Genomic DNA, 20,224 nt, shown 5'->3' with positions numbered 1-20,224 from the left:
TTAATGACGGGTGTGTCCGGTACGCTTGATGCCCCGAAGACAAACAAGGACGACAGGTTCATGGCGAAACGGTGGTACTCGGTCAGCGTTCTTTCGAATTTCGAAAAGAAGATCGCAGAACAGATCCGCACGTCGGTGGCTGAACAGGGCCTTGAGGACGATATCGACGAAGTTCTGGTGCCCACCGAAGAGGTGATCGAAGTGCGCCGGGGCAAGAAGGTCACGACCGAACGCCGCTTTATGCCTGGTTACGTTCTGGTGCATATGGAAATGTCGGATCAGGGGTATCACCTGATCAACTCGATCAACCGCGTCACTGGTTTCTTGGGCCCGCAAGGCCGCCCGATGCCGATGCGCGACGCCGAAGTGAATCAGATCCTGAACCGTGTTCAGGAAGGTGAAGAAACACCCAAGCTGATGATCAGCTTCGAGGTCGGCGAGAAGGTCAAAGTCAACGACGGCCCGTTCGAGGATTTCGACGGCATGGTCGAAGGTGTGGACGACGAAAACCAGAAGCTGAAGGTTTCGGTTTCGATCTTCGGCCGGGAAACTCCGGTCGAGCTGGACTTCACGCAGGTTACCAAGCAGAGCTGAGGAAACGTTCCTCGAGAATTGAAGCGCCGCGATGCCAAGGGCAACGCGGCGCTTTTTGTTTGGGTATTCGCTGAAAACGGATCGACCTATTGCGCCTGAACCATGGCCGCGCGCAAGAGTTGCGGGCGGTCGGTCTGGGAAGGCAGGAACACAGCCTGCGATCCGGCATCCAGTGCCGACAGGCTCGCGTCATACCACTGCATCGCAAGATCGCGACGTTTCTGCACACCGAAGCCTTCGCGCAGATGGTGGCCAATCAGCTCGCCATAGGCGGGCTCACCCATTGCGACCAGCATCAGGGCAGACCCAAGCGCGGCATCCATGTTGTCCTGACGATAGCCAATCGCAAGGCAAACCTTACTTGTCGCGGCAAGATCTTGGGGGCTGAGGCCCGAGTCCAGCGCCAGCTTGCGCATCTGGGTTTCAGCCTCAGTTTTCGAGTTGATAGACAGAGCATCAACCTGAGGCGCCACCATTTCACCATACGAGTCGCATTGAGCACTCACCTGATCCGGCGTGAGCCCCTGGATATCCTGAATCAGATCTTCACCGCGCGCCATCGCGTAGCTGCGGGCAAGACAGAACTGTTCGCTGAGCGCAAAGTCGGGATCCGACATGTTCGCCAGGGTCGTATAACCGCCATTGGTAGATGTTTGCAGCATGACCCCGCTACAGCGATTGGCCAGCGACGGGCCTCCGGTGCCGCCGGAAAACAGGCTCGGCAGGCTGGCAGACGTTGTTTCGGTTGTCTCCGGCTCAGGTTCTTGCGGTGTCGCAACCGGAACAGGTTGTGCCGGGGCGGTTTGTGCCGGAGCTTGCGGGGCAGTAGCCAAAGCAGATCCCGTCTGCACCTGACGGCGATACGCCATCAGAAGCGGTTGGCCCGCAAGTTGAGTCGTCGCCTGTCCACCGCTTGTGGCCCAATAGTAGGCTTGCATCAGAAAGTCATACTGATACGGCTGAAAATCATAGCCGTTTACAGGATAACCCATCGAGGCCTGATAGCGCTCGATTGCGGACCGGGTGCCGCGACCGACCTGACCATCGACGCGTCCTGCATTGTACCCGAAGTAATTGAGCGCGGTCTGAGTTTGCGCGCCTTGCGTGGTCGATGGAATACCTGACCGATAGGTGCGGTTCGATGTAGTTGTTCTCTGAGATTTTTTCTTTTGTTGGTCCTTGCCAATTGCGTAACCAACGATCCCGCCGACGACCGCACCACCAAGAAACTCTCCAGCGTCGGCCCGTGCCGTTTGAGGGATGGCAGCAGCAAGAGAAAAGGCGATGCCAAGAGTTAAAGCTAAACGAAGTATCATAATTAACCTCCACCAATAATCACAATTTTTAAGGAGTATAGCACGGTCATCTGCGTTATGGCGAAGCAAGCGCCAATGTCGCGTTCGATTGGCTGCAAACTGGCGGTTTTACATGTCTTTGCAGATTGTTAGAGGAATTTGAAGTCGCGCGGACACTCGCGTGTAATCACGCAGGCAGCAAGAATCCTCTCAGGGTTTGATTCGGTACAACCCAAATGGTGCTCCAACCACTTGTCATCTCTCCTGATCCCATGTAAACGCCGCCTTTATCGTCTTTGGGCGAGATTCTCTCGTGGGAGGTTGCCGGGGTCGCGATCCCGGACCGGACCACGCAACATAATCTGGGTGGGACGCGTTTCACCCAAGTTGAAAGGAAAACCAAATGGCCAAGAAGCTTGCTGGTACAATGAAACTGCAGGTTCCTGCAGGTCAGGCGAACCCGTCGCCGCCAGTTGGTCCGGCGCTGGGTCAGCGCGGCATCAACATCATGGAATTCTGCAAGGCGTTCAACGCCAAGACCGCAGACATGGAGCAAGGCGCACCTTGCCCGACCGTGATCACCTATTATCAGGACAAGTCCTTCACCATGGACATCAAGACGCCGCCCGCGTCTTATTACCTGAAAAAAGCAGCTGGTCTGAAGCCGGTTGGTAAGCGTAACCGCCCCCGTGGCGCGGAAAACCCAGGTCGTGAGACCGTGGCAACCGTGACCTCGAAGCAGGTTCGCGAAATCGCCGAAGCCAAAATGAAAGATCTGAACGCCAACGACGTCGAAGGCGCAATGCAGATCATCCTGGGCTCGGCCCGCTCTATGGGCATCGAGGTTAAGTAAGATGGCAAAACTCGGTAAACGTACGCGCGCCGCGCGCGAAGCTGTCGCTGGCAAGGAAAACCTGTCGGTAGACGAAGCAGTTGCCCTGGTCAAAGCCAATGCAACGTCGAAATTCGACGAAACCATCGAGATCGCTCTGAACCTGGGCGTTGACACCCGTCACGCGGACCAGATGGTTCGAGGTGTTGTCGGCCTGCCGAACGGCACCGGTAAAGCGATGCGCGTTGCTGTTTTCGCTCGTGGCCCCAAGGCAGACGAAGCGAAAGAAGCAGGCGCGGATATCGTTGGTGCAGAAGACCTGATGGAAACCATCCAGGGCGGCACCATCGAATTCGATCGCTGCATTGCCACCCCGGACATGATGCCGATCGTCGGTCGTCTGGGTAAAGTTCTGGGCCCCCGCAACCTGATGCCGAACCCCAAGGTTGGCACCGTGACCATGGACGTGAAAGCGGCCGTGGAAGCAGCCAAGGGCGGTGAAGTTCAGTTCAAGGCGGAAAAAGGCGGCGTTGTGCATGCCGGTGTTGGCAAAGCGTCGTTCGACGAAGCCAAACTGGCTGAAAACGTCCGCGCGTTTGTCTCGGCTGTAGCCAAGGCGAAACCGTCGGGCGCCAAAGGCACCTATATGAAGAAAATCGCGCTGAGCTCGACCATGGGCCCCGGTGTGACCGTTGATGTAGCAGAGGCCTCGGGCGAGTAAGCCAGACAAATCTGATGCAAAGAATTGATCCCGGGTGGTGCAAACTGCCCGGGATTTTCATTTTGCCGGGTTCGGTGCGAAGATAAATCGCATGCATTTCAGTTCTGGCAATCGAACGGACCATGGTTATGGAAACTAAGCGCGAACTCCTCCAAAGATTTCTTAAGGGATTGGAAACCGGTGACGCCATGGCGGCAGCGGTTGTGAATGAAGAGAAGTACATCCAGCACAACCCTCAAACTCACGAAGGCAGCGAAGGTATTGCCGACCTGTTCGCAAGGCTGTCCAAAACCTCACCCAAGGTTACATTCAAAAGGGTTTTCGAGGATGGCGACTTTGCCTTTGCGCATATCGAGTACGATTTCAGTAGCCTGCGCGCCGCGTTCGAGGTGTTTCGGTTCGAAGATGGCAAAGCCGTAGAGCATTGGGACAACATTCAGCCCTTGCGCGGTCCAAACCTTTCTGGGCGTGGAATGCTGGATGGTCACACCGAAGTAACAGATCTTGAGAAGACGGAAGAAAACCGGGCCGCTAGCAGCATGTTTGTAACAGACGTTCTGATAAAGCGCAGGTTTGACAGATTGGCGGACTTTGTTGCAGAGGATCTAAAACAGCACAATCCGGACATGGCCGACGGAATCGTAGCGCTCAAGAACGTGTTGGAAGGAACAAGCGAAAGCGGGTCAAAATTTGTCTACAAGCATTTGCATCGGGTTTTGGCAGAGGGAAATTTCGTCCTTTGCGTGTGTGAAGGGGAAAGAAATGGGGTGCATTCCAGCTTTTATGATTTGTATCGTTGGGACGCTGATCAGATCGTCGAACATTGGAGCACCATCGAAGCGGTTCCGCCGCGCGAGGAATGGAAAAACGACAACGGGAAGTTCTGAAAACATGCCCTTGGAATTTGGGTGCTGTATGATCTGAATTGGGTGCAATTTACCCCTTGGAAACCCCCTCCATCTGCCCTAAGAAGACCTGCGGAACAAAGCGTGCGATTCGTCGTGCGCTTTGTTTCGTTTCGTCCAAGACGGTGGGTGGGCCCATTCGGTCCCTTAATTCCCTGCCTGAGACGGGTAAGACCAAAGAATTCTGGGGGTCCCACCCTCGGGCGCATTTTGGCCAATCCCGTAACAAGGACCTGAACGCCGGAGCGAAAGCTGCGGCAAATATGAGCCGGGGTGAGATTTCGCCCCTAACTTGGAGAGAACTGTGGATAGAGCCCAGAAAGAGAAAGTGGTCGAGGAACTCGGCCAAATCTTCGAAAGCTCTGGCGTCGTAGTGGTTGCCCACTACGCCGGTCTGACAGTTGCCGAGATGCAGGACCTGCGCGCGCGTGCACGCGAAGCGGGCGGTTCCGTGCGTGTTGCCAAAAACAGGCTCGCCAAAATCGCCCTTGAGGGTAAGCCGTGTGCAAACATGGCCGACCTGCTGACAGGGATGACCGTTCTGACCTATTCCGAGGACCCCGTGGCAGCAGCCAAGGTGGCCGAGGACTTCGCCAAGGAGAACAAAAAGTTCGAAATCCTTGGCGGTGCAATGGGCGAGAACGCTCTGGACCGCAAAGGCGTCGAAGCTGTTTCGAAAATGCCGTCTCGCGAGGAGCTTATTGCTTCGATCGTTGGCTGCATTGGCGCACCTGCTTCGAACATCGCCGGCGCGATTGGCGCACCTGCAAGCAATATCGCAAGCATCCTTTCCACCATCGAAGAGAAGGCGGAAGCTGCGTAAGCGGTTGGCACTGAATGATCTGCGTGGGGCATGTGCCCTGACGTTGGAACACACACTGTAAACGGAAAGAGCTGATAAAATGGCTGATCTGAAAGCACTCGCAGAAAGCATCGTGGGTCTGACCCTGCTGGAAGCACAAGAACTGAAAACCATCCTCAAAGACGAATACGGCATCGAGCCCGCAGCTGGTGGCGCCGTAATGGTCGCAGGTGCAGCTGGCGACGCCGGCGGCGCAGCTGAGGAAGAAAAAACCGAATTCGACGTCGTTCTGAAGAACGCCGGCGCATCGAAAATCAACGTCATCAAAGAAGTTCGCGGCATCACCGGCCTGGGCCTGAAAGAAGCCAAGGAACTGGTCGAAGCCGGCGGCAAGATCAAAGAAGGCGTGGACAAAGCAGAAGCAGAAGACGTCAAAGCCAAGCTGGAAGCAGCTGGCGCCGAAGTCGAACTGGCCTAAGCTTATCCTCAGGTGCATCGCTGATGTGCCGAAAAATTTGGCTGGGTCCGGAGAAATCCGGGTCCAGCCGAACCTGTCTTAGAAAGGGCCTCAAGACGCGAGGCGTTTTCTAAGACACGGTTTTCGGATCGGGAGGCCGCCTTCGGGACGGTGGCCATGAATTGATCCGGACGTGTTGTCTCGATTGTGCAAGATGCCGGGGCCCGACGGTGTCTTTGCCCGCTGAGAACATCGAAAGGTGACATCTGACATGGCTCAAACGTTCCTTGGCCAGAAACGTCTTCGTAAATATTACGGCAAAATCCGCGAAGTGCTGGAGATGCCGAACCTTATTGAGGTCCAGAAATCTTCTTATGATCTTTTCCTGCGCTCCGGCGATGCAGAGCAGCCCACTGACGGCGAAGGCATCAAGGGCGTGTTCCAGTCGGTTTTCCCGATCAAGGATTTCAACGAAACCTCCGTTCTGGAATTCGTGAAATACGATCTGGAAAAACCCAAATACGACGTTGAAGAATGTATGCAACGCGACATGACCTACAGCGCGCCGCTGAAGGTAACGCTGCGTTTGATCGTTTTTGATGTCGATGAGGACACCGGCGCAAAATCGGTAAAGGACATCAAGGAACAGGATGTCTTCATGGGCGATATGCCTTTGATGACGCCGAACGGCACATTTGTCGTGAACGGGACCGAGCGTGTGATCGTATCCCAGATGCACCGTTCGCCCGGCGTGTTCTTCGACCACGACAAGGGCAAGACTCATTCCTCGGGCAAGCTGCTGTTTGCCTGCCGCATCATCCCGTATCGCGGCAGCTGGCTGGACTTCGAGTTTGACGCCAAGGACATCGTGTTCGCCCGGATCGACCGTCGCCGCAAACTGCCGGTGACAACCCTGCTTTATGCATTGGGTCTGGATCAGGAAGCGATCATGGACGCGTATTACAACACCGTGTCCTACAAGCTGGACAAGAACAAGGGTTGGGTCACACCGTTCTTCCCCGAGCGCGTGCGCGGCACCCGCCCGACCTATGATCTGGTTGACGCCAAGTCCGGTGAAGTGATTGCCGAAGCGGGCAAGAAAGTTACCCCGCGCGCGGTCAAGAAGCTGATCGACGAAGGAACCGTCACCGATCTGCTGGTTCCTTTTGATCACATCGTCGGCAAATTTGTCGCAAAGGACATCATCAACGAAGAAAACGGCGCGATCTATGTCGAAGCCGGTGATGAGCTGACCCTGGAATATGACAAAGACGGCGACCTGATTGGCGGCACCGTGAAAGAGCTGATCGATGCGGGTATCACCGACATCCCGGTTCTGGACATCGACAACGTCAATGTTGGTCCGTACATGCGCAATACCATGGCTCAGGACAAGAACATGAGCCGCGAAACCGCGCTGATGGACATCTACCGCGTCATGCGTCCGGGCGAGCCGCCCACCGTCGAGGCTGCGTCGGCGCTGTTCGACACCCTGTTCTTCGACAGCGAGCGTTATGACCTGTCCGCCGTTGGCCGCGTGAAGATGAACATGCGCTTGGCTCTGGATGCGCCGGACACCCTGCGTACCCTGCGCCGCGAAGACATCGTGGCCTGCATCAAGGCGCTTGTTGAACTGCGTGACGGCAAAGGCGACGTGGACGACATCGACCACCTCGGCAACCGTCGCGTGCGTTCGGTTGGCGAACTGATGGAAAACCAGTACCGCGTCGGTCTGCTGCGCATGGAGCGCGCGATCAAAGAGCGTATGTCGTCGGTTGAAATCGACACCGTCATGCCTCAGGACCTGATCAACGCGAAACCTGCTGCGGCTGCTGTCCGCGAATTCTTCGGCTCGTCGCAGCTGTCGCAGTTCATGGACCAGACCAACCCGCTGTCGGAAGTCACTCACAAACGCCGTCTCTCGGCGCTTGGCCCCGGTGGTCTGACACGTGAGCGTGCGGGCTTTGAGGTGCGTGACGTACACCCGACCCACTATGGCCGGATGTGTCCGATTGAAACGCCGGAAGGTCCGAACATCGGTCTGATCAACTCGCTGGCCACCTTTGCCCGCGTGAACAAGTATGGCTTCATCGAAACACCGTACCGCGTCGTCAAAGACGCCGAGGTGACCGATGAGGTTCACTACATGTCCGCGACCGAGGAGATGCGTCACACCGTGGCGCAGGCGAACGCGACCTTGGATGCCGATGGCAAGTTCATCAATGATCTGGTTTCGACACGTCAGGCCGGTGACTACACGCTTGCCCCGCGCGAGAATGTGGACCTGATCGACGTGTCGCCGAAACAGCTGGTCTCGGTCGCTGCATCGCTGATCCCGTTCCTTGAAAATGACGACGCTAACCGCGCTCTGATGGGCTCGAACATGCAACGTCAGGCGGTTCCGCTGCTGCGGGCCGAGGCGCCGCTGGTCGGTACCGGTATCGAGGAAAAGGTTGCGATTGACTCGGGTGCTGCGATTCAGGCGAAACGCGCCGGTATCATCGACCAGGTCGATGCCCAGCGTATCGTTATCCGCGCCACCGAGGATTTGGAACTGGGCGACGCTGGCGTTGACATCTATCGTCTGCGCAAGTTCCAGCGTTCGAACCAGAACACCTGCATCAACCAGCGTCCGCTGATCAAGGTGGGTGACACCGTCCAGAAGGGCGAGGTCATTGCCGATGGTCCGTCGACCGATATGGGCGAACTGGCTTTGGGTAAGAACGTGGTCGTCGCGTTCATGCCGTGGAACGGTTACAACTACGAAGACTCGATCCTGATCAGCGAACGTATCGCGCGTGATGACGTCTTTACCTCGGTCCATATCGAGGAATTCGAAGTCGCCGCCCGTGACACCAAGCTGGGCCCGGAAGAGATCACCCGCGACATCCCGAACGTTGGTGAAGAAGCGCTGCGCAACCTCGACGAGGCGGGCATCGTTTACATCGGCGCGGATGTTGAGCCGGGCGATATTCTGGTCGGCAAGATCACTCCGAAGGGCGAAAGCCCGATGACCCCGGAAGAAAAGCTGCTGCGCGCCATCTTCGGTGAAAAAGCATCTGACGTGCGCGACACCTCGCTGCGCGTGAAGCCGGGCGATTACGGTACGGTCGTGGAAGTCCGCGTCTTCAACCGTCACGGCGTCGAAAAAGACGAACGTGCGTTGCAGATCGAGCGTGAGGAAGTCGAACGTCTGGCCCGTGACCGGGACGATGAGCTGGCGATCCTGGACCGCAACATCTATGCGCGTCTGCAAGGTCTGATCCTGGGTAAAACTGCGGTGAAAGGCCCGAAAGGCGTCAAGGCAGGGTCGGTGATCACCGAGGAGCTGCTGGAAACCCTGACCCGTGGTCAGTGGTGGCAGCTGGCGCTGGAAGACGAGCAGGATGCACAGATCGTCGAAGCTCTGAACGAGCAGTACGAAGTGCAAAAGCGTGCTCTGGACGCCCGTTTCGAGGACAAGGTCGAGAAAGTCCGTCGTGGCGACGATCTGCCGCCGGGTGTGATGAAGATGGTCAAAGTCTTCATCGCCGTGAAGCGCAAGTTGCAGCCGGGCGACAAGATGGCTGGTCGCCACGGGAACAAAGGTGTGATCTCCAAGGTTGTTCCGATGGAAGACATGCCGTTCCTGGCCGATGGTACGCCGGTTGACTTCTGTCTGAACCCGCTGGGTGTGCCGTCGCGTATGAACGTCGGTCAGATCCTTGAAACCCACATGGGGTGGGCCGCACGCGGTCTGGGTCTGAACATCGATGAGGCGCTGCAGGAATACCGCCGTTCGGGCGACCTGACGCCGGTACGTGACGCGATGAAACACGCCTATGGCGAGGATGTCTATGAAGAGGGCATCAGCGGCATGGACGAGGACCAGCTGATCGAAGCGGCCAGCAACGTCACCCGCGGTGTTCCGATTGCTACCCCGGTCTTTGACGGCGCCAAAGAGGCTGACGTCAACGACGCGCTGGTGCGCGCGGGCTTCTCGGAAAGCGGTCAGTCGATCCTGTTCGACGGTCGTACCGGTGAGCAATTCGCGCGTCCGGTGACCGTGGGCATCAAGTACCTGCTGAAACTGCACCACCTTGTGGACGACAAAATCCACGCGCGTTCGACCGGGCCGTACAGCCTGGTGACCCAGCAGCCGCTGGGTGGTAAGGCGCAGTTCGGTGGTCAGCGCTTTGGTGAGATGGAAGTCTGGGCTCTGGAAGCTTACGGCGCCGCCTACACTCTGCAGGAGATGCTCACCGTGAAATCGGATGACGTCGCCGGCCGGACCAAGGTCTATGAGTCGATCGTCAAGGGCGAGGATAACTTTGAAGCGGGCGTACCGGAATCGTTCAACGTTCTGGTGAAAGAAGTCCGTGGCCTCGGCCTGAATATGGAACTCCTGGATGCGGAGGTTGAGGAGTAAGGGCGCTGCCCTTTCTCCCGTCCCCCCTTCCGCAAGATTTGAGGTAACAAATGAACCAGGAAATCACCAATAACCCGTTCAACCCGCTGACGCCGCCGAAAGTCTTTGACGAGATCAAAGTCTCCCTGGCGTCACCAGAGCGGATTCTGTCTTGGTCCTATGGCGAGATCAAGAAACCCGAAACCATCAACTATCGGACGTTCAAGCCCGAGCGTGACGGTCTGTTCTGCGCGCGTATCTTTGGCCCGATCAAAGATTACGAATGTCTGTGCGGCAAATATAAGCGGATGAAGTATCGCGGCGTTGTCTGCGAGAAATGCGGTGTGGAAGTCACCCTGCAGAAAGTCCGCCGCGAGCGAATGGGCCACATCGAACTGGCAGCACCCGTTGCGCACATCTGGTTCCTGAAATCGCTGCCGTCCCGCATCGGTCTGATGCTGGACATGACGCTGCGCGATCTGGAACGTGTTCTGTACTTTGAAAACTATGTCGTCATCGAGCCCGGTCTGACCGACCTGTCTTATGGCCAGATGCTGACCGAAGAAGAGTACATGGACGCGCAGGATGCCTATGGCATGGACGCGTTCACGGCGAACATCGGTGCGGAAGCTATCCGTGAAATGCTGGCTCAGATCGATTTGGAAGCCGAAGCCGAGCAGCTGCGCGCTGATCTGGCCGAAGCAACCGGCGAGCTGAAGCCCAAGAAGATCATCAAGCGTCTGAAGGTTGTTGAATCCTTCCTCGAGTCGGGCAACCGGCCCGAATGGATGGTGATGACCGTGATCCCGGTTATTCCGCCGGAACTGCGTCCGCTGGTTCCGCTGGATGGTGGCCGTTTCGCGACGTCTGATCTGAACGATCTGTATCGCCGCGTCATCAACCGGAATAACCGTCTGAAGCGTCTGATCGAGCTGCGCGCACCTGACATCATCGTCCGCAACGAAAAGCGGATGCTGCAGGAATCCGTTGACGCTCTGTTCGACAACGGCCGTCGTGGCCGCGTGATCACTGGCGCCAACAAGCGTCCGCTGAAATCGCTGTCGGACATGCTGAAGGGTAAGCAGGGCCGCTTCCGTCAGAACCTTTTGGGTAAGCGCGTCGACTTCTCGGGCCGTTCGGTCATTGTGACCGGTCCGGAACTCAAGCTGCACCAGTGTGGTCTGCCCAAGAAGATGGCGCTGGAACTGTTCAAGCCGTTCATCTACTCGCGCCTTGAAGCCAAGGGTCTTTCTTCGACCGTGAAACAGGCGAAGAAACTGGTCGAGAAAGAGCGTCCCGAAGTGTGGGATATCCTCGACGAGGTGATCCGCGAACACCCTGTCATGCTGAACCGTGCGCCGACGTTGCACCGTCTTGGCATTCAGGCGTTCGAGCCCGTTCTGATCGAAGGTAAAGCCATCCAGCTGCACCCGCTGGTCTGTTCGGCCTTTAACGCCGACTTCGACGGTGACCAGATGGCCGTTCACGTCCCGCTGAGCCTTGAGGCCCAGCTGGAAGCGCGTGTTCTGATGATGTCGACGAACAACGTTCTGTCGCCTGCAAACGGCGCACCGATCATCGTTCCGTCGCAGGATATGATCCTGGGTCTGTACTATGTGACCCTGGAACGCGAAGGCATGCCGGGCGAAGGCAAGGTCTTTGGGTCGATCGAAGAAGTTCAGCACGCGCTGGATGCGGGCGAGGTGCATCTGCACTCGAAAATCACGGCCCGGATCACGCAGATCGACGAGGAAGGCAACGAAGTTCAGAAGCGATATGAAACCACCCCGGGCCGTCTGCGTCTGGGTGCGTTGCTGCCGATGAACAACAAGGCACCGTTCGATTTGGTCAACCGCCTGCTGCGGAAGAAAGAAGTGCAGCAGGTGATCGACACCGTCTACCGTTACTGCGGTCAGAAAGAGTCGGTGATCTTCTGTGACCAGATCATGTCGATGGGCTTCAAGGAAGCGTTCAAGGCGGGCATCTCGTTCGGCAAGGATGACATGGTCATTCCGAAGGACAAGTGGAGCATCGTCGATGACACCCGCAGCCAGGTGAAAGACTTTGAACAGCAGTACATGGACGGCCTGATCACTCAGGGCGAAAAGTACAACAAGGTTGTCGATGCTTGGTCGAAGTGTAACGACCGCGTGACCGAGGCAATGATGAGCACGATCTCGGACGTTGCCAAGGCCGAAGACGGGTCGGACATGGAGCCGAACTCGGTCTACATGATGGCCCACTCGGGTGCGCGTGGCTCGGTCACTCAGATGAAACAGCTGGGCGGTATGCGTGGCCTGATGGCCAAACCGAACGGTGACATCATCGAGACGCCGATCATCTCGAACTTCAAAGAAGGTCTGACCGTTCTCGAGTACTTCAACTCGACCCACGGTGCCCGTAAGGGTCTTTCGGATACCGCTCTGAAGACGGCGAACTCGGGTTACCTGACCCGTCGTCTGGTGGACGTGGCGCAAGACTGTATCGTTCGTGAGATCGACTGCGGCACCGAGCGTGCGATCACAGCCGAAGCAGCCGTGAACGACGGTGAGGTTGTCGCCTCGCTGGCCGAGCGCGTGTTGGGCCGTGTAGCCGCTGACGATGTTCTGCGTCCGGGCACCGATGAGGTGATCGTCGCAGCCGGTCAGCTGATCGACGAACGTATGGCCGACACCATCGACGAAGCCGGCGTTCAGTCGATGCGCATCCGCTCGCCTCTGACCTGTGAGTCCGAGGAAGGCGTCTGTGCGACCTGCTATGGTCGTGACCTTGCACGCGGTACGATGGTGAACACAGGTGAAGCTGTCGGCATCATCGCGGCTCAGTCGATCGGTGAACCGGGTACACAGCTGACCATGCGGACCTTCCACATCGGTGGTGTTGCGCAAGGTGGTCAGCAGTCGTTCCAGGAAGCCAGCCAGGAAGGTATCGTTTCCTTCGAGAACCCGCAGATTCTGGTCAACGCAGCCGGCGAAAGCCTGGTCATGGGCCGGAACATGAAGCTGGTGATCAAGGACGAACACGGCGAAGAGCGTGCCAGCCACAAGCTGGGCTACGGCTCCAAGCTGTTCGTCAAGGACGGCACCAAGGTGGCCCGTGGCGACAAGCTGTTCGAGTGGGACCCGTACACCTTGCCGATCATCGCCGAGAAAGCCGGTACTGCGAAATATGTCGATCTGGTTTCGGGCCTCGCTGTCCGCGACGAGACCGACGAAGCAACCGGTATGACGCAGAAGATCGTGATCGACTGGCGCGCCGCCCCCAAAGGCAGCGACCTCAAGCCCGAGATCATTCTGGTTGGCGAAGATGGCGAGCCGGTCCGCAACGATGCGGGTAACCCGGTTCACTATCCGATGTCGGTCGATGCGATCCTGTCGGTCGAAGACGGCCAGAAGGTCGAAGCCGGTGACGTCGTCGCGCGTATCCCGCGCGAAGGTGCCAAGACCAAGGACATCACCGGTGGTCTGCCGCGTGTGGCCGAACTGTTCGAAGCGCGCCGTCCCAAGGATCACGCGATCATCGCCGAGGCCGATGGTTATGTGCGCTTTGGCCGCGACTACAAGAACAAGCGCCGCATCAGCATCGAACCGGCTGACGAGTCCATGGAGACCATCGAGTACATGGTACCCAAGGGCAAGCACATCCCGGTCGCCGAAGGGGACTTCATCCAGAAGGGTGAATACCTGATGGACGGTAACCCTGCGCCGCATGACATCCTGTCCATCATGGGTGTCGAAGCGCTGGCGGATTACATGATCGACGAGGTGCAGGACGTGTATCGTCTGCAGGGCGTGAAGATCAACGACAAGCACATCGAGGTCATCGTGCGCCAGATGCTGCAGAAGTGGGAGATCCTGGATTCGGGCGACACCACCCTGCTGAAGGGCGAACATGTCGACAAGCAGGAGTTCGACGCGGCCAACGAGAAGACCATCGCCCGCGGTGGTCGCCCTGCTCAGGGTGAGCCGATCCTGCTGGGGATCACCAAGGCCTCGTTGCAGACGCGCTCGTTCATCTCGGCGGCGTCTTTCCAGGAAACCACACGCGTGCTGACCGAAGCTTCGGTTCAGGGCAAGAAAGACAAGCTGGTTGGCCTGAAAGAGAACGTCATCGTTGGTCGCCTGATCCCCGCCGGTACCGGTGGTGCAACGCAGGCTGTCCGCCACATCGCGCAGTCGCGTGACAACGTGGTGATCGAAGCCCGCCGGGAAGAGGCCGAGGCCGCCGCCGCCCTGGCCGCGCCGATCATGGATGACGATATGGTCGGGGATGAGCTGGACGTTCTGGTCGAAACACCGGAAAGCCGCGAATAAACCGCGTCATTCAGAACCAAAAAAGGCCCTGCGATTTCGTGGGGCCTTTTTTTGTCGCCTCTCCTGATACGCAATTGTGAACCGTCGTGACAGAGCACAGCCTTTGACGCGATTTCATCAGGCTTGTGGTTCTGCAATCGGTGGTTTAGCGATGTTCTGTGTTTTCGGATTATTTTGAGCTGAACAATGGACACCAAAAGCAACTCTTTCGAGGACCGAGTGGCGCGGATCAAAAAGCGTTCGGCAGAAAACACACACAAGTCGCCTATGCCTCGAACCGAGAGTATCTGGCAACGTCTGGGGTATCCCGCTGCGTTTCTGGGGGCTTTTTTACTGGGTGTTTTTGCGGTCTTCCTGTCCCGCCTGATTCAATACCAATCGGTTGGCATTCCGGTGCCCGGCAAGGTAGGAACGCAGGATTTCGTAAGCCTCGGCCTCGCAGGCGGGGCCTGCATCATGGTTATGCTGTTTTTGAAAGGTAAACTGCGAGAGTTCGCTGGGGCGCTCACGGTTGGTGCGTTGGTGACGACCTTTTCCTTTCATAATTTCGTGTGGAAATATCCTGTGTTTTTCGAACTTGTATACGGGGAAGACTGGGTGGAGTTTGTAAAAGACACGACAGAGCCTTCCAGCCTGAATCTGTTCGGGACCATCCTTCCATTCGGTTGATGATCTCTGCACCCCTTGTGCGTTGTTGACATCCAGCCCGTCTCGGCGGCCAATGCGGGGCGATCAATAGCCCCGGAGCCCGAAGCAGCATGACTCCAAACACCAAAGGCGCTTTGCTGATGATGGGCAGCATGGCTGCCTTTACCCTGAACGATACGCTGGTGAAGGTTGCCTTGCAGGATCTGCCATTGTTTCAGTTGGTGGCCATGCGCGGGTTTCTGGCGGTATTTCTGATCTATGTGCTTGCCCGGTCACTGGGCACGTTGCATCTGAATTTTTCGCGCCATGACAAGTGGCTGGTTGCACTGCGCTGCCTTGCAGAGCTTGCGGCGACATTCTTTTTCCTGACGGCGCTGAAGAACATGCCGCTTGCCAATGTTACGGCCATTCTTCAGGCATTGCCTCTTACGGTAACATTGGGTGCTGCTCTGGTTTTTTCCGAACAGGTTGGTTGGCGACGCGCTTTGGCAATCGCCGTGGGTTTCGTCGGAATGCTGCTGATCGTAAGACCCGGCCCAGGGGGGTTCAGCGTGTATTCCATCTATGCGCTGGTTGCAGTGGTTTCGATTACAGTTCGGGACCTCATCACGCGACGCATGTCAGCCGACGTGCCGTCAATGCTGGTTACCCTTGCCACCTCGGTTTCCATAGCGGGGGCTGCGGCAATAGCCTCGGTTTTCGAAGGATGGGTTGCGGTTTCGGCAACGGCGGGTTCTCTGGTCGCGGCGGCGGCCGTGTTTGTGCTGCTTGGCTATTTGTTCAGCGTCATGGTCATGCGTCAGGGAGATGTCGGATTCGTTGCACCGTTCAGATATTCCAGCCTGATCTGGGCGCTCGGGTTGGGTTGGGTCGTGTTTGACGAATGGCCTGACAGCCTGACGATGCTGGGTGCTGTCCTGATCGTGGGTGCCGGTCTGTTCACCTTGTTCCGGGCACGTGCGCGTCAGGGCTTGGCGTGACGCCGTCTGACCACGTCCGGATCAATGGCGAAACGGGTTTGAAACTCGAGCTCCTGCTGCCGGGTAAGAGGGTTGAGCGCTACATCCATGTTTCTGGTTCGCGGTGAGTCATTGAACCGGTTCAATCCCCGTACCCACATCGGACTATCGGGTCGGGTCACAACGGGCATCGCGCGGTTGATCCTGTTATGGGCAAAATTCATGATCGATTTCCGCTGCCCGCCCCGCACGTACATTCCCAGACCGGCAGTGATCAACGGGCGATGCACGCGCGTAGCCCGTATCCCCTCGGAATTGGCGCGGGCCAGATAACCGCAGTTGAAGTCAACGGCGACCATCGCGTGCCTTTCGAACAAGCCGACACATTCCCTGACACAGCCCCGAAACCGCTCGACAAAATCCACGGCCACTGCATCATCATCGTCGTGGCGAAACTGAAGGCAGGGTTGATCAGGATCGTTCCGCGCCGAATTCAGGACATCCTGCATGACTTTTCTGTGCCGCCCCGGAGGTTTCGCGACAATGCGCACCTGTTTCAGCCCACCGGTCAGATCGTTGAGGCGGTCAAATGCCGGCTTGGGCAGGCAGTCGCCGACCACGATCACCAACTGGAAATCTTTGTCGGACTGTTTTTTGAAACCGGGCAGGGCGACCGTCTCGAACAGGCGAAACCGTTCTTCCAACCTGTCGTGCTGGTACAGGAATTGCCGTCTTTCTTCGACACTCTCGTGCGTTGTCTGAAAGCCGCCAATTGCGGGATAGGAAAACCGGCAAAGGCCAATCACTTGCATCTGTAATCCATCAGCAGATATTCGACCCGACTATGCCCTTGCCGCGGTTCAGCCGCAACCGGGACAGCGGCGCGCAGGAATGGCAATCCGACAGGCTGCATTCAACGCGCGCGCCGGGGCGCCGGGATAGGGCTGTTGACACTTGGAACGACTCCCCCTATACGCGCGTCATCTCGGTACCGGGGGCCGCCCCGTAGCCGATTCCAGTAATGAACTGGTCAAGGCCCGGACAATTTTGCAGTTCGCGCCCTCTGAGAACCAACCGCGACGTTCACCTCGGAATGGGAACGCTCGTGGGTTTTGCGCTTGTGGACGCATAAGTGCAGCGAATTTAGCCGCACGCAACGCGCGTGCATGTCATGTGTGTTGCAAAACGGGGAAAGAACCGGAATGCCAACTATTCAACAGCTGATCCGCAAGCCGCGGCAGCCCAAAGTCAAACGCTCGAAGTCCATGCACCTGGAGCAGTGCCCGCAAAAGCGCGGTGTCTGCACACGTGTCTATACCACAACGCCTAAAAAGCCGAACTCGGCGATGCGTAAGGTTGCCAAGGTGCGCCTGACCAACGGGTTCGAGGTCATCTCGTACATCCCCGGTGAAAGCCACAACCTGCAGGAACACTCGGTTGTTCTGATCCGTGGCGGCCGTGTGAAAGACCTTCCCGGTGTGCGTTACCACATCCTGCGCGGTGTTCTGGATACTCAGGGCGTCAAAGACCGTAAGCAACGTCGTTCGAAATACGGCGCGAAGCGTCCCAAGTAAGAAGGAGAGGCTGATATGTCACGTCGTCACGCCGCCGAAAAACGCGAAGTCCTGCCTGACGCCAAATTTGGCGACAAGGTACTGACCAAATTCATGAACAACCTGATGATCGACGGCAAGAAGTCGGTCGCAGAGCGCATCGTCTACAACGCATTTGACCGCGTTGAGAACAAGGTAAAGCGCGCTCCTGTCGAAGTGTTCCACGAAGCGCTCGACAACATCAAACCTTCGGTCGAGGTTCGCTCGCGCCGGGTTGGTGGTGCAACCTACCAGGTTCCGGTCGAAGTGCGCCCCGAGCGCCGCGAAGCACTGGCCATCCGCTGGCTGATCACCGCTGCGCGCGGCCGCAACGAAAACACCATGGAAGAACGCCTCGCCGGCGAACTGCTGGACGCCGTACAGTCCCGCGGTACTGCCGTTAAGAAGCGCGAAGACACCCACAAGATGGCCGAGGCGAACAAAGCCTTCAGCCATTACCGCTGGTAATTCTAGAGGCTTATCCAAATGGCACGCGAATATCCGCTCGAACTATACCGTAACTTCGGTATCATGGCGCACATCGATGCAGGCAAGACGACCTGCTCGGAACGCATCCTGTATTATACTGGCAAATCCCACAACATCGGTGAGGTGCACGATGGTGCCGCCACCATGGACTGGATGGAGCAGGAGCAGGAACGCGGCATCACCATCACTTCGGCTGCGACCACCACGTTCTGGGAACGCACCGAGGACGGTAAAACCGCCGATACCCCCAAGCACCGCCTGAACATCATCGACACCCCCGGCCACGTTGACTTCACCATCGAAGTTGAACGCTCGCTGGCGGTTCTCGACGGTGCCGTCTGCGTTCTGGACGCAAACGCCGGTGTTGAGCCCCAGACCGAAACCGTGTGGCGTCAGGCTGACCGCTACAAGGTTCCGCGTATGGTTTTCGTCAACAAGATGGACAAGATCGGCGCAGATTTCTTCAACTGCGTTCGCATGATCGAAGACCGCACCGGCGCACGTGCTGTTCCGGTTGGTATCCCGATCGGCGCCGAATCCGAGCTGGAAGGTCTGATCGACCTGGTCACCATGGAAGAATGGTTGTGGCAGGGTGAAGACCTGGGCGCAAGCTGGATCAAAGCTCCGATCCGCGACAGCCTGAAAGACATGGCGGAAGAATGGCGCGGCAAGATGATCGAAGCGGCCGTCGAAATGGACGACGACGCGATGATGGAATACCTGGAAGGCAATGAGCCCGACGTTCCGACCCTGCGTAAACTGCTGCGCAAGGGCACACTGGAAATCGCGTTCGTTCCGGTACTGGGTGGTTCTGCGTTCAAGAACAAAGGCGTTCAGCCGCTGCTCAACGCTGTGATCGACTATCTGCCCAGCCCGCTGGACGTTGTCGATTACATGGGCTTCAAACCCGGAGACGAGGACGAAGTTCGGGACATCGCCCGTCGTGCTGACGACAACATGGCGTTCTCGGGTCTGGCGTTCAAAATCATGAACGACCCCTTCGTCGGTTCGCTGACCTTCACCCGGATTTATTCGGGCGTGCTGAACAAGGGTGACTCGATCCTGAACTCGACCAAAGGCAAGAAAGAGCGCATCGGTCGTATGATGATGATGCACTCGAACAACCGGGAAGAGATCGAAGAAGCGTTTGCAGGCGACATTATCGCGCTGGCGGGTCTGAAAGACACCACCACCGGTGACACCCTGTGTGACGCGAAGGATCCGGTGGTTCTGGAAACCATGACCTTCCCCGATCCGGTGATCGAGATCGCGGTCGAGCCCAAAACCAAGGGCGACCAGGAGAAAATGTCTCAGGGTCTGGCGCGTCTGGCGGCCGAAGACCCGTCCTTCCGTGTGGAAACCGATCTGGAATCGGGTCAGACCATCATGAAGGGCATGGGCGAACTTCACCTGGACATCCTGGTTGACCGCCTCAAGCGCGAGTTCAAGGTCGAGGCCAATATCGGTGCGCCGCAGGTGGCCTATCGTGAAACCATCTCGATGCCGGTCGAGCACACCTACACCCACAAGAAACAGTCTGGTGGTTCGGGTCAGTTCGCCGAGGTCAAGCTTGAGATCACTCCGACCGAGCCGGGCGAAGGTTATTCGTTCGAAAGCCGCATCGTTGGTGGTGCTGTTCCGAAGGAATACATCCCGGGTGTCGAAAAAGGCATCCAGTCTGTCATGGACAGCGGCCCTCTGGCTGGCTTCCCCGTGATCGACTTCAAGGTTGCCCTGCTGGACGGTAAGTTCCACGACGTTGACTCGAGCGTTCTGGCGTTCGAAATCGCTGCCCGTATGTGCATGCGTGAAGGCATGCGCAAAGCCGGCGCGAAACTGCTGGAACCGATCATGAAGGTCGAAGTGATCACCCCGGAAGAATACACCGGCGGTATCATCGGCGACCTGACCTCGCGTCGTGGCCAGGTGTCTGGTCAGGAACCGCGCGGCAACGCAATCGCGATCGACGCGTTCGTTCCGCTGGCGAACATGTTCGGCTACATCAACACTCTGCGTTCGATGTCGTCGGGCCGTGCCCAGTTCACCATGCAGTTCGACCACTACGATCCGGTTCCGCAGAACATCTCGGACGAGATCCAGGCGAAATACGCATAAGCGAAGATTTGAGGGAGCGTGGGTATCACGCTCCCTTCATTACCGAAAAAGGAGGCCATCATGGCAAAGGAAAAGTTTGAGCGTACAAAACCGCACGTCAACATCGGCACGATTG

At 57.5% G+C, this 20,224-nt stretch carries 15 protein-coding genes; 13 read left to right on the top strand and 2 right to left on the bottom strand.

Translation table 11 applies throughout. From position 1 onward, the window contains the following. The first annotated feature begins 60 nt into the window (after nucleotides 1-60). A complete protein-coding gene (gene nusG / locus GOW09_RS17630; protein WP_171119845.1) occupies nucleotides 61-594 on the top strand; it encodes a transcription termination/antitermination protein NusG in 534 nt (177 codons plus the stop codon). A gap of 86 nt (nucleotides 595-680) precedes the next feature. Here nusG and GOW09_RS17625 read toward each other — a convergent pair whose 3' ends face one another. Continuing rightward, entirely contained in the window at nucleotides 681-1,910 is a 1,230-nt protein-coding gene (locus tag GOW09_RS17625) for a peptidoglycan-binding domain-containing protein (protein ID WP_171119844.1), read from the bottom strand. Nucleotides 1,911-2,292: 382 nt separating this feature from the next. Here GOW09_RS17625 and rplK point away from each other — a divergent pair, with 382 nt between their 5' ends. From rplK to GOW09_RS17580, 9 genes are all read left to right on the top strand, one after another. Further along, nucleotides 2,293-2,742, top strand: a complete 450-nt coding sequence (rplK, locus tag GOW09_RS17620; RefSeq protein ID WP_037314971.1) for a 50S ribosomal protein L11 — start codon at nucleotides 2,293-2,295, stop codon at nucleotides 2,740-2,742. Nucleotide 2,743: 1 nt separating this feature from the next. After that, nucleotides 2,744-3,442 carry a 50S ribosomal protein L1 gene (gene rplA / locus GOW09_RS17615; RefSeq protein ID WP_171119843.1) on the top strand — a complete coding sequence of 233 codons (699 nt, stop codon included), beginning with the start codon at nucleotides 2,744-2,746 and terminating at the stop codon, nucleotides 3,440-3,442. A 122-nt stretch (nucleotides 3,443-3,564) separates the two neighbouring features. Continuing rightward, on the top strand, nucleotides 3,565-4,329 hold the full coding sequence (locus GOW09_RS17610; protein WP_256368187.1) for a nuclear transport factor 2 family protein: 765 nt from the start codon (nucleotides 3,565-3,567) through the stop codon (nucleotides 4,327-4,329). A gap of 322 nt (nucleotides 4,330-4,651) precedes the next feature. Next, on the top strand, nucleotides 4,652-5,170 hold the full coding sequence (gene rplJ, locus GOW09_RS17605; RefSeq protein WP_152459179.1) for a 50S ribosomal protein L10: 519 nt from the start codon (nucleotides 4,652-4,654) through the stop codon (nucleotides 5,168-5,170). 79 nt (nucleotides 5,171-5,249) lie between these two features. Next, nucleotides 5,250-5,627: a 50S ribosomal protein L7/L12 gene (rplL, locus tag GOW09_RS17600; RefSeq protein WP_152459178.1), complete on the top strand. Its 378-nt coding sequence runs from the start codon at nucleotides 5,250-5,252 to the stop codon at nucleotides 5,625-5,627. A 250-nt stretch (nucleotides 5,628-5,877) separates the two neighbouring features. Continuing rightward, nucleotides 5,878-10,014, top strand: a complete 4,137-nt coding sequence (rpoB, locus tag GOW09_RS17595; protein WP_171119841.1) for a DNA-directed RNA polymerase subunit beta — start codon at nucleotides 5,878-5,880, stop codon at nucleotides 10,012-10,014. Between the two features lie 50 nt (nucleotides 10,015-10,064). After that, a complete protein-coding gene (gene rpoC / locus GOW09_RS17590; RefSeq protein ID WP_171119840.1) occupies nucleotides 10,065-14,306 on the top strand; it encodes a DNA-directed RNA polymerase subunit beta' in 4,242 nt (1,413 codons plus the stop codon). 219 nt (nucleotides 14,307-14,525) lie between these two features. Next, entirely contained in the window at nucleotides 14,526-14,975 is a 450-nt protein-coding gene (locus GOW09_RS17585; protein ID WP_171119839.1) for a hypothetical protein, read from the top strand. Between the two features lie 89 nt (nucleotides 14,976-15,064). Continuing rightward, nucleotides 15,065-15,934, top strand: a complete 870-nt coding sequence (locus GOW09_RS17580) for a DMT family transporter (RefSeq protein ID WP_171119838.1) — start codon at nucleotides 15,065-15,067, stop codon at nucleotides 15,932-15,934. Here GOW09_RS17580 and GOW09_RS17575 read toward each other — a convergent pair. Further along, nucleotides 15,919-16,725 (bottom strand): putative rhamnosyl transferase, encoded by an 807-nt coding sequence (locus GOW09_RS17575; protein WP_171119837.1) that lies wholly within the window; start codon nucleotides 16,723-16,725, stop codon nucleotides 15,919-15,921. The two genes, GOW09_RS17580 and GOW09_RS17575, sit on opposite strands and share 16 nt — an antisense overlap. 390 nt (nucleotides 16,726-17,115) lie before the next feature. On the opposite strand from GOW09_RS17575, the gene rpsL reads away from it, so the two are divergent. From rpsL to fusA, 3 genes are read left to right on the top strand one after another with little or no spacing between them, the layout of a single operon-like run. Beyond that, nucleotides 17,116-17,487, top strand: coding sequence for a 30S ribosomal protein S12 (rpsL, locus tag GOW09_RS17570; RefSeq protein ID WP_005621086.1), 372 nt, complete (start codon nucleotides 17,116-17,118; stop codon nucleotides 17,485-17,487). A 15-nt stretch (nucleotides 17,488-17,502) separates the two neighbouring features. Beyond that, entirely contained in the window at nucleotides 17,503-17,973 is a 471-nt protein-coding gene (rpsG, locus tag GOW09_RS17565) for a 30S ribosomal protein S7 (RefSeq protein WP_010441203.1), read from the top strand. A gap of 18 nt (nucleotides 17,974-17,991) precedes the next feature. After that, the gene (gene fusA, locus GOW09_RS17560; RefSeq protein ID WP_152459172.1) at nucleotides 17,992-20,109 is read left to right on the top strand and encodes an elongation factor G; all 2,118 of its coding nucleotides are present in this window, start codon (nucleotides 17,992-17,994) and stop codon (nucleotides 20,107-20,109) included. Nucleotides 20,110-20,224 lie beyond the last annotated feature (115 nt).

The sequence above is a fragment of the Ruegeria sp. HKCCA5463 genome (assembly GCF_013034175.1).
Classification (GTDB): Bacteria; Pseudomonadota; Alphaproteobacteria; order Rhodobacterales; family Rhodobacteraceae; genus Ruegeria.
Note: the sequence above shows the minus strand (reverse complement) of the source record. Positions and strands in the feature narration are given on the sequence as shown.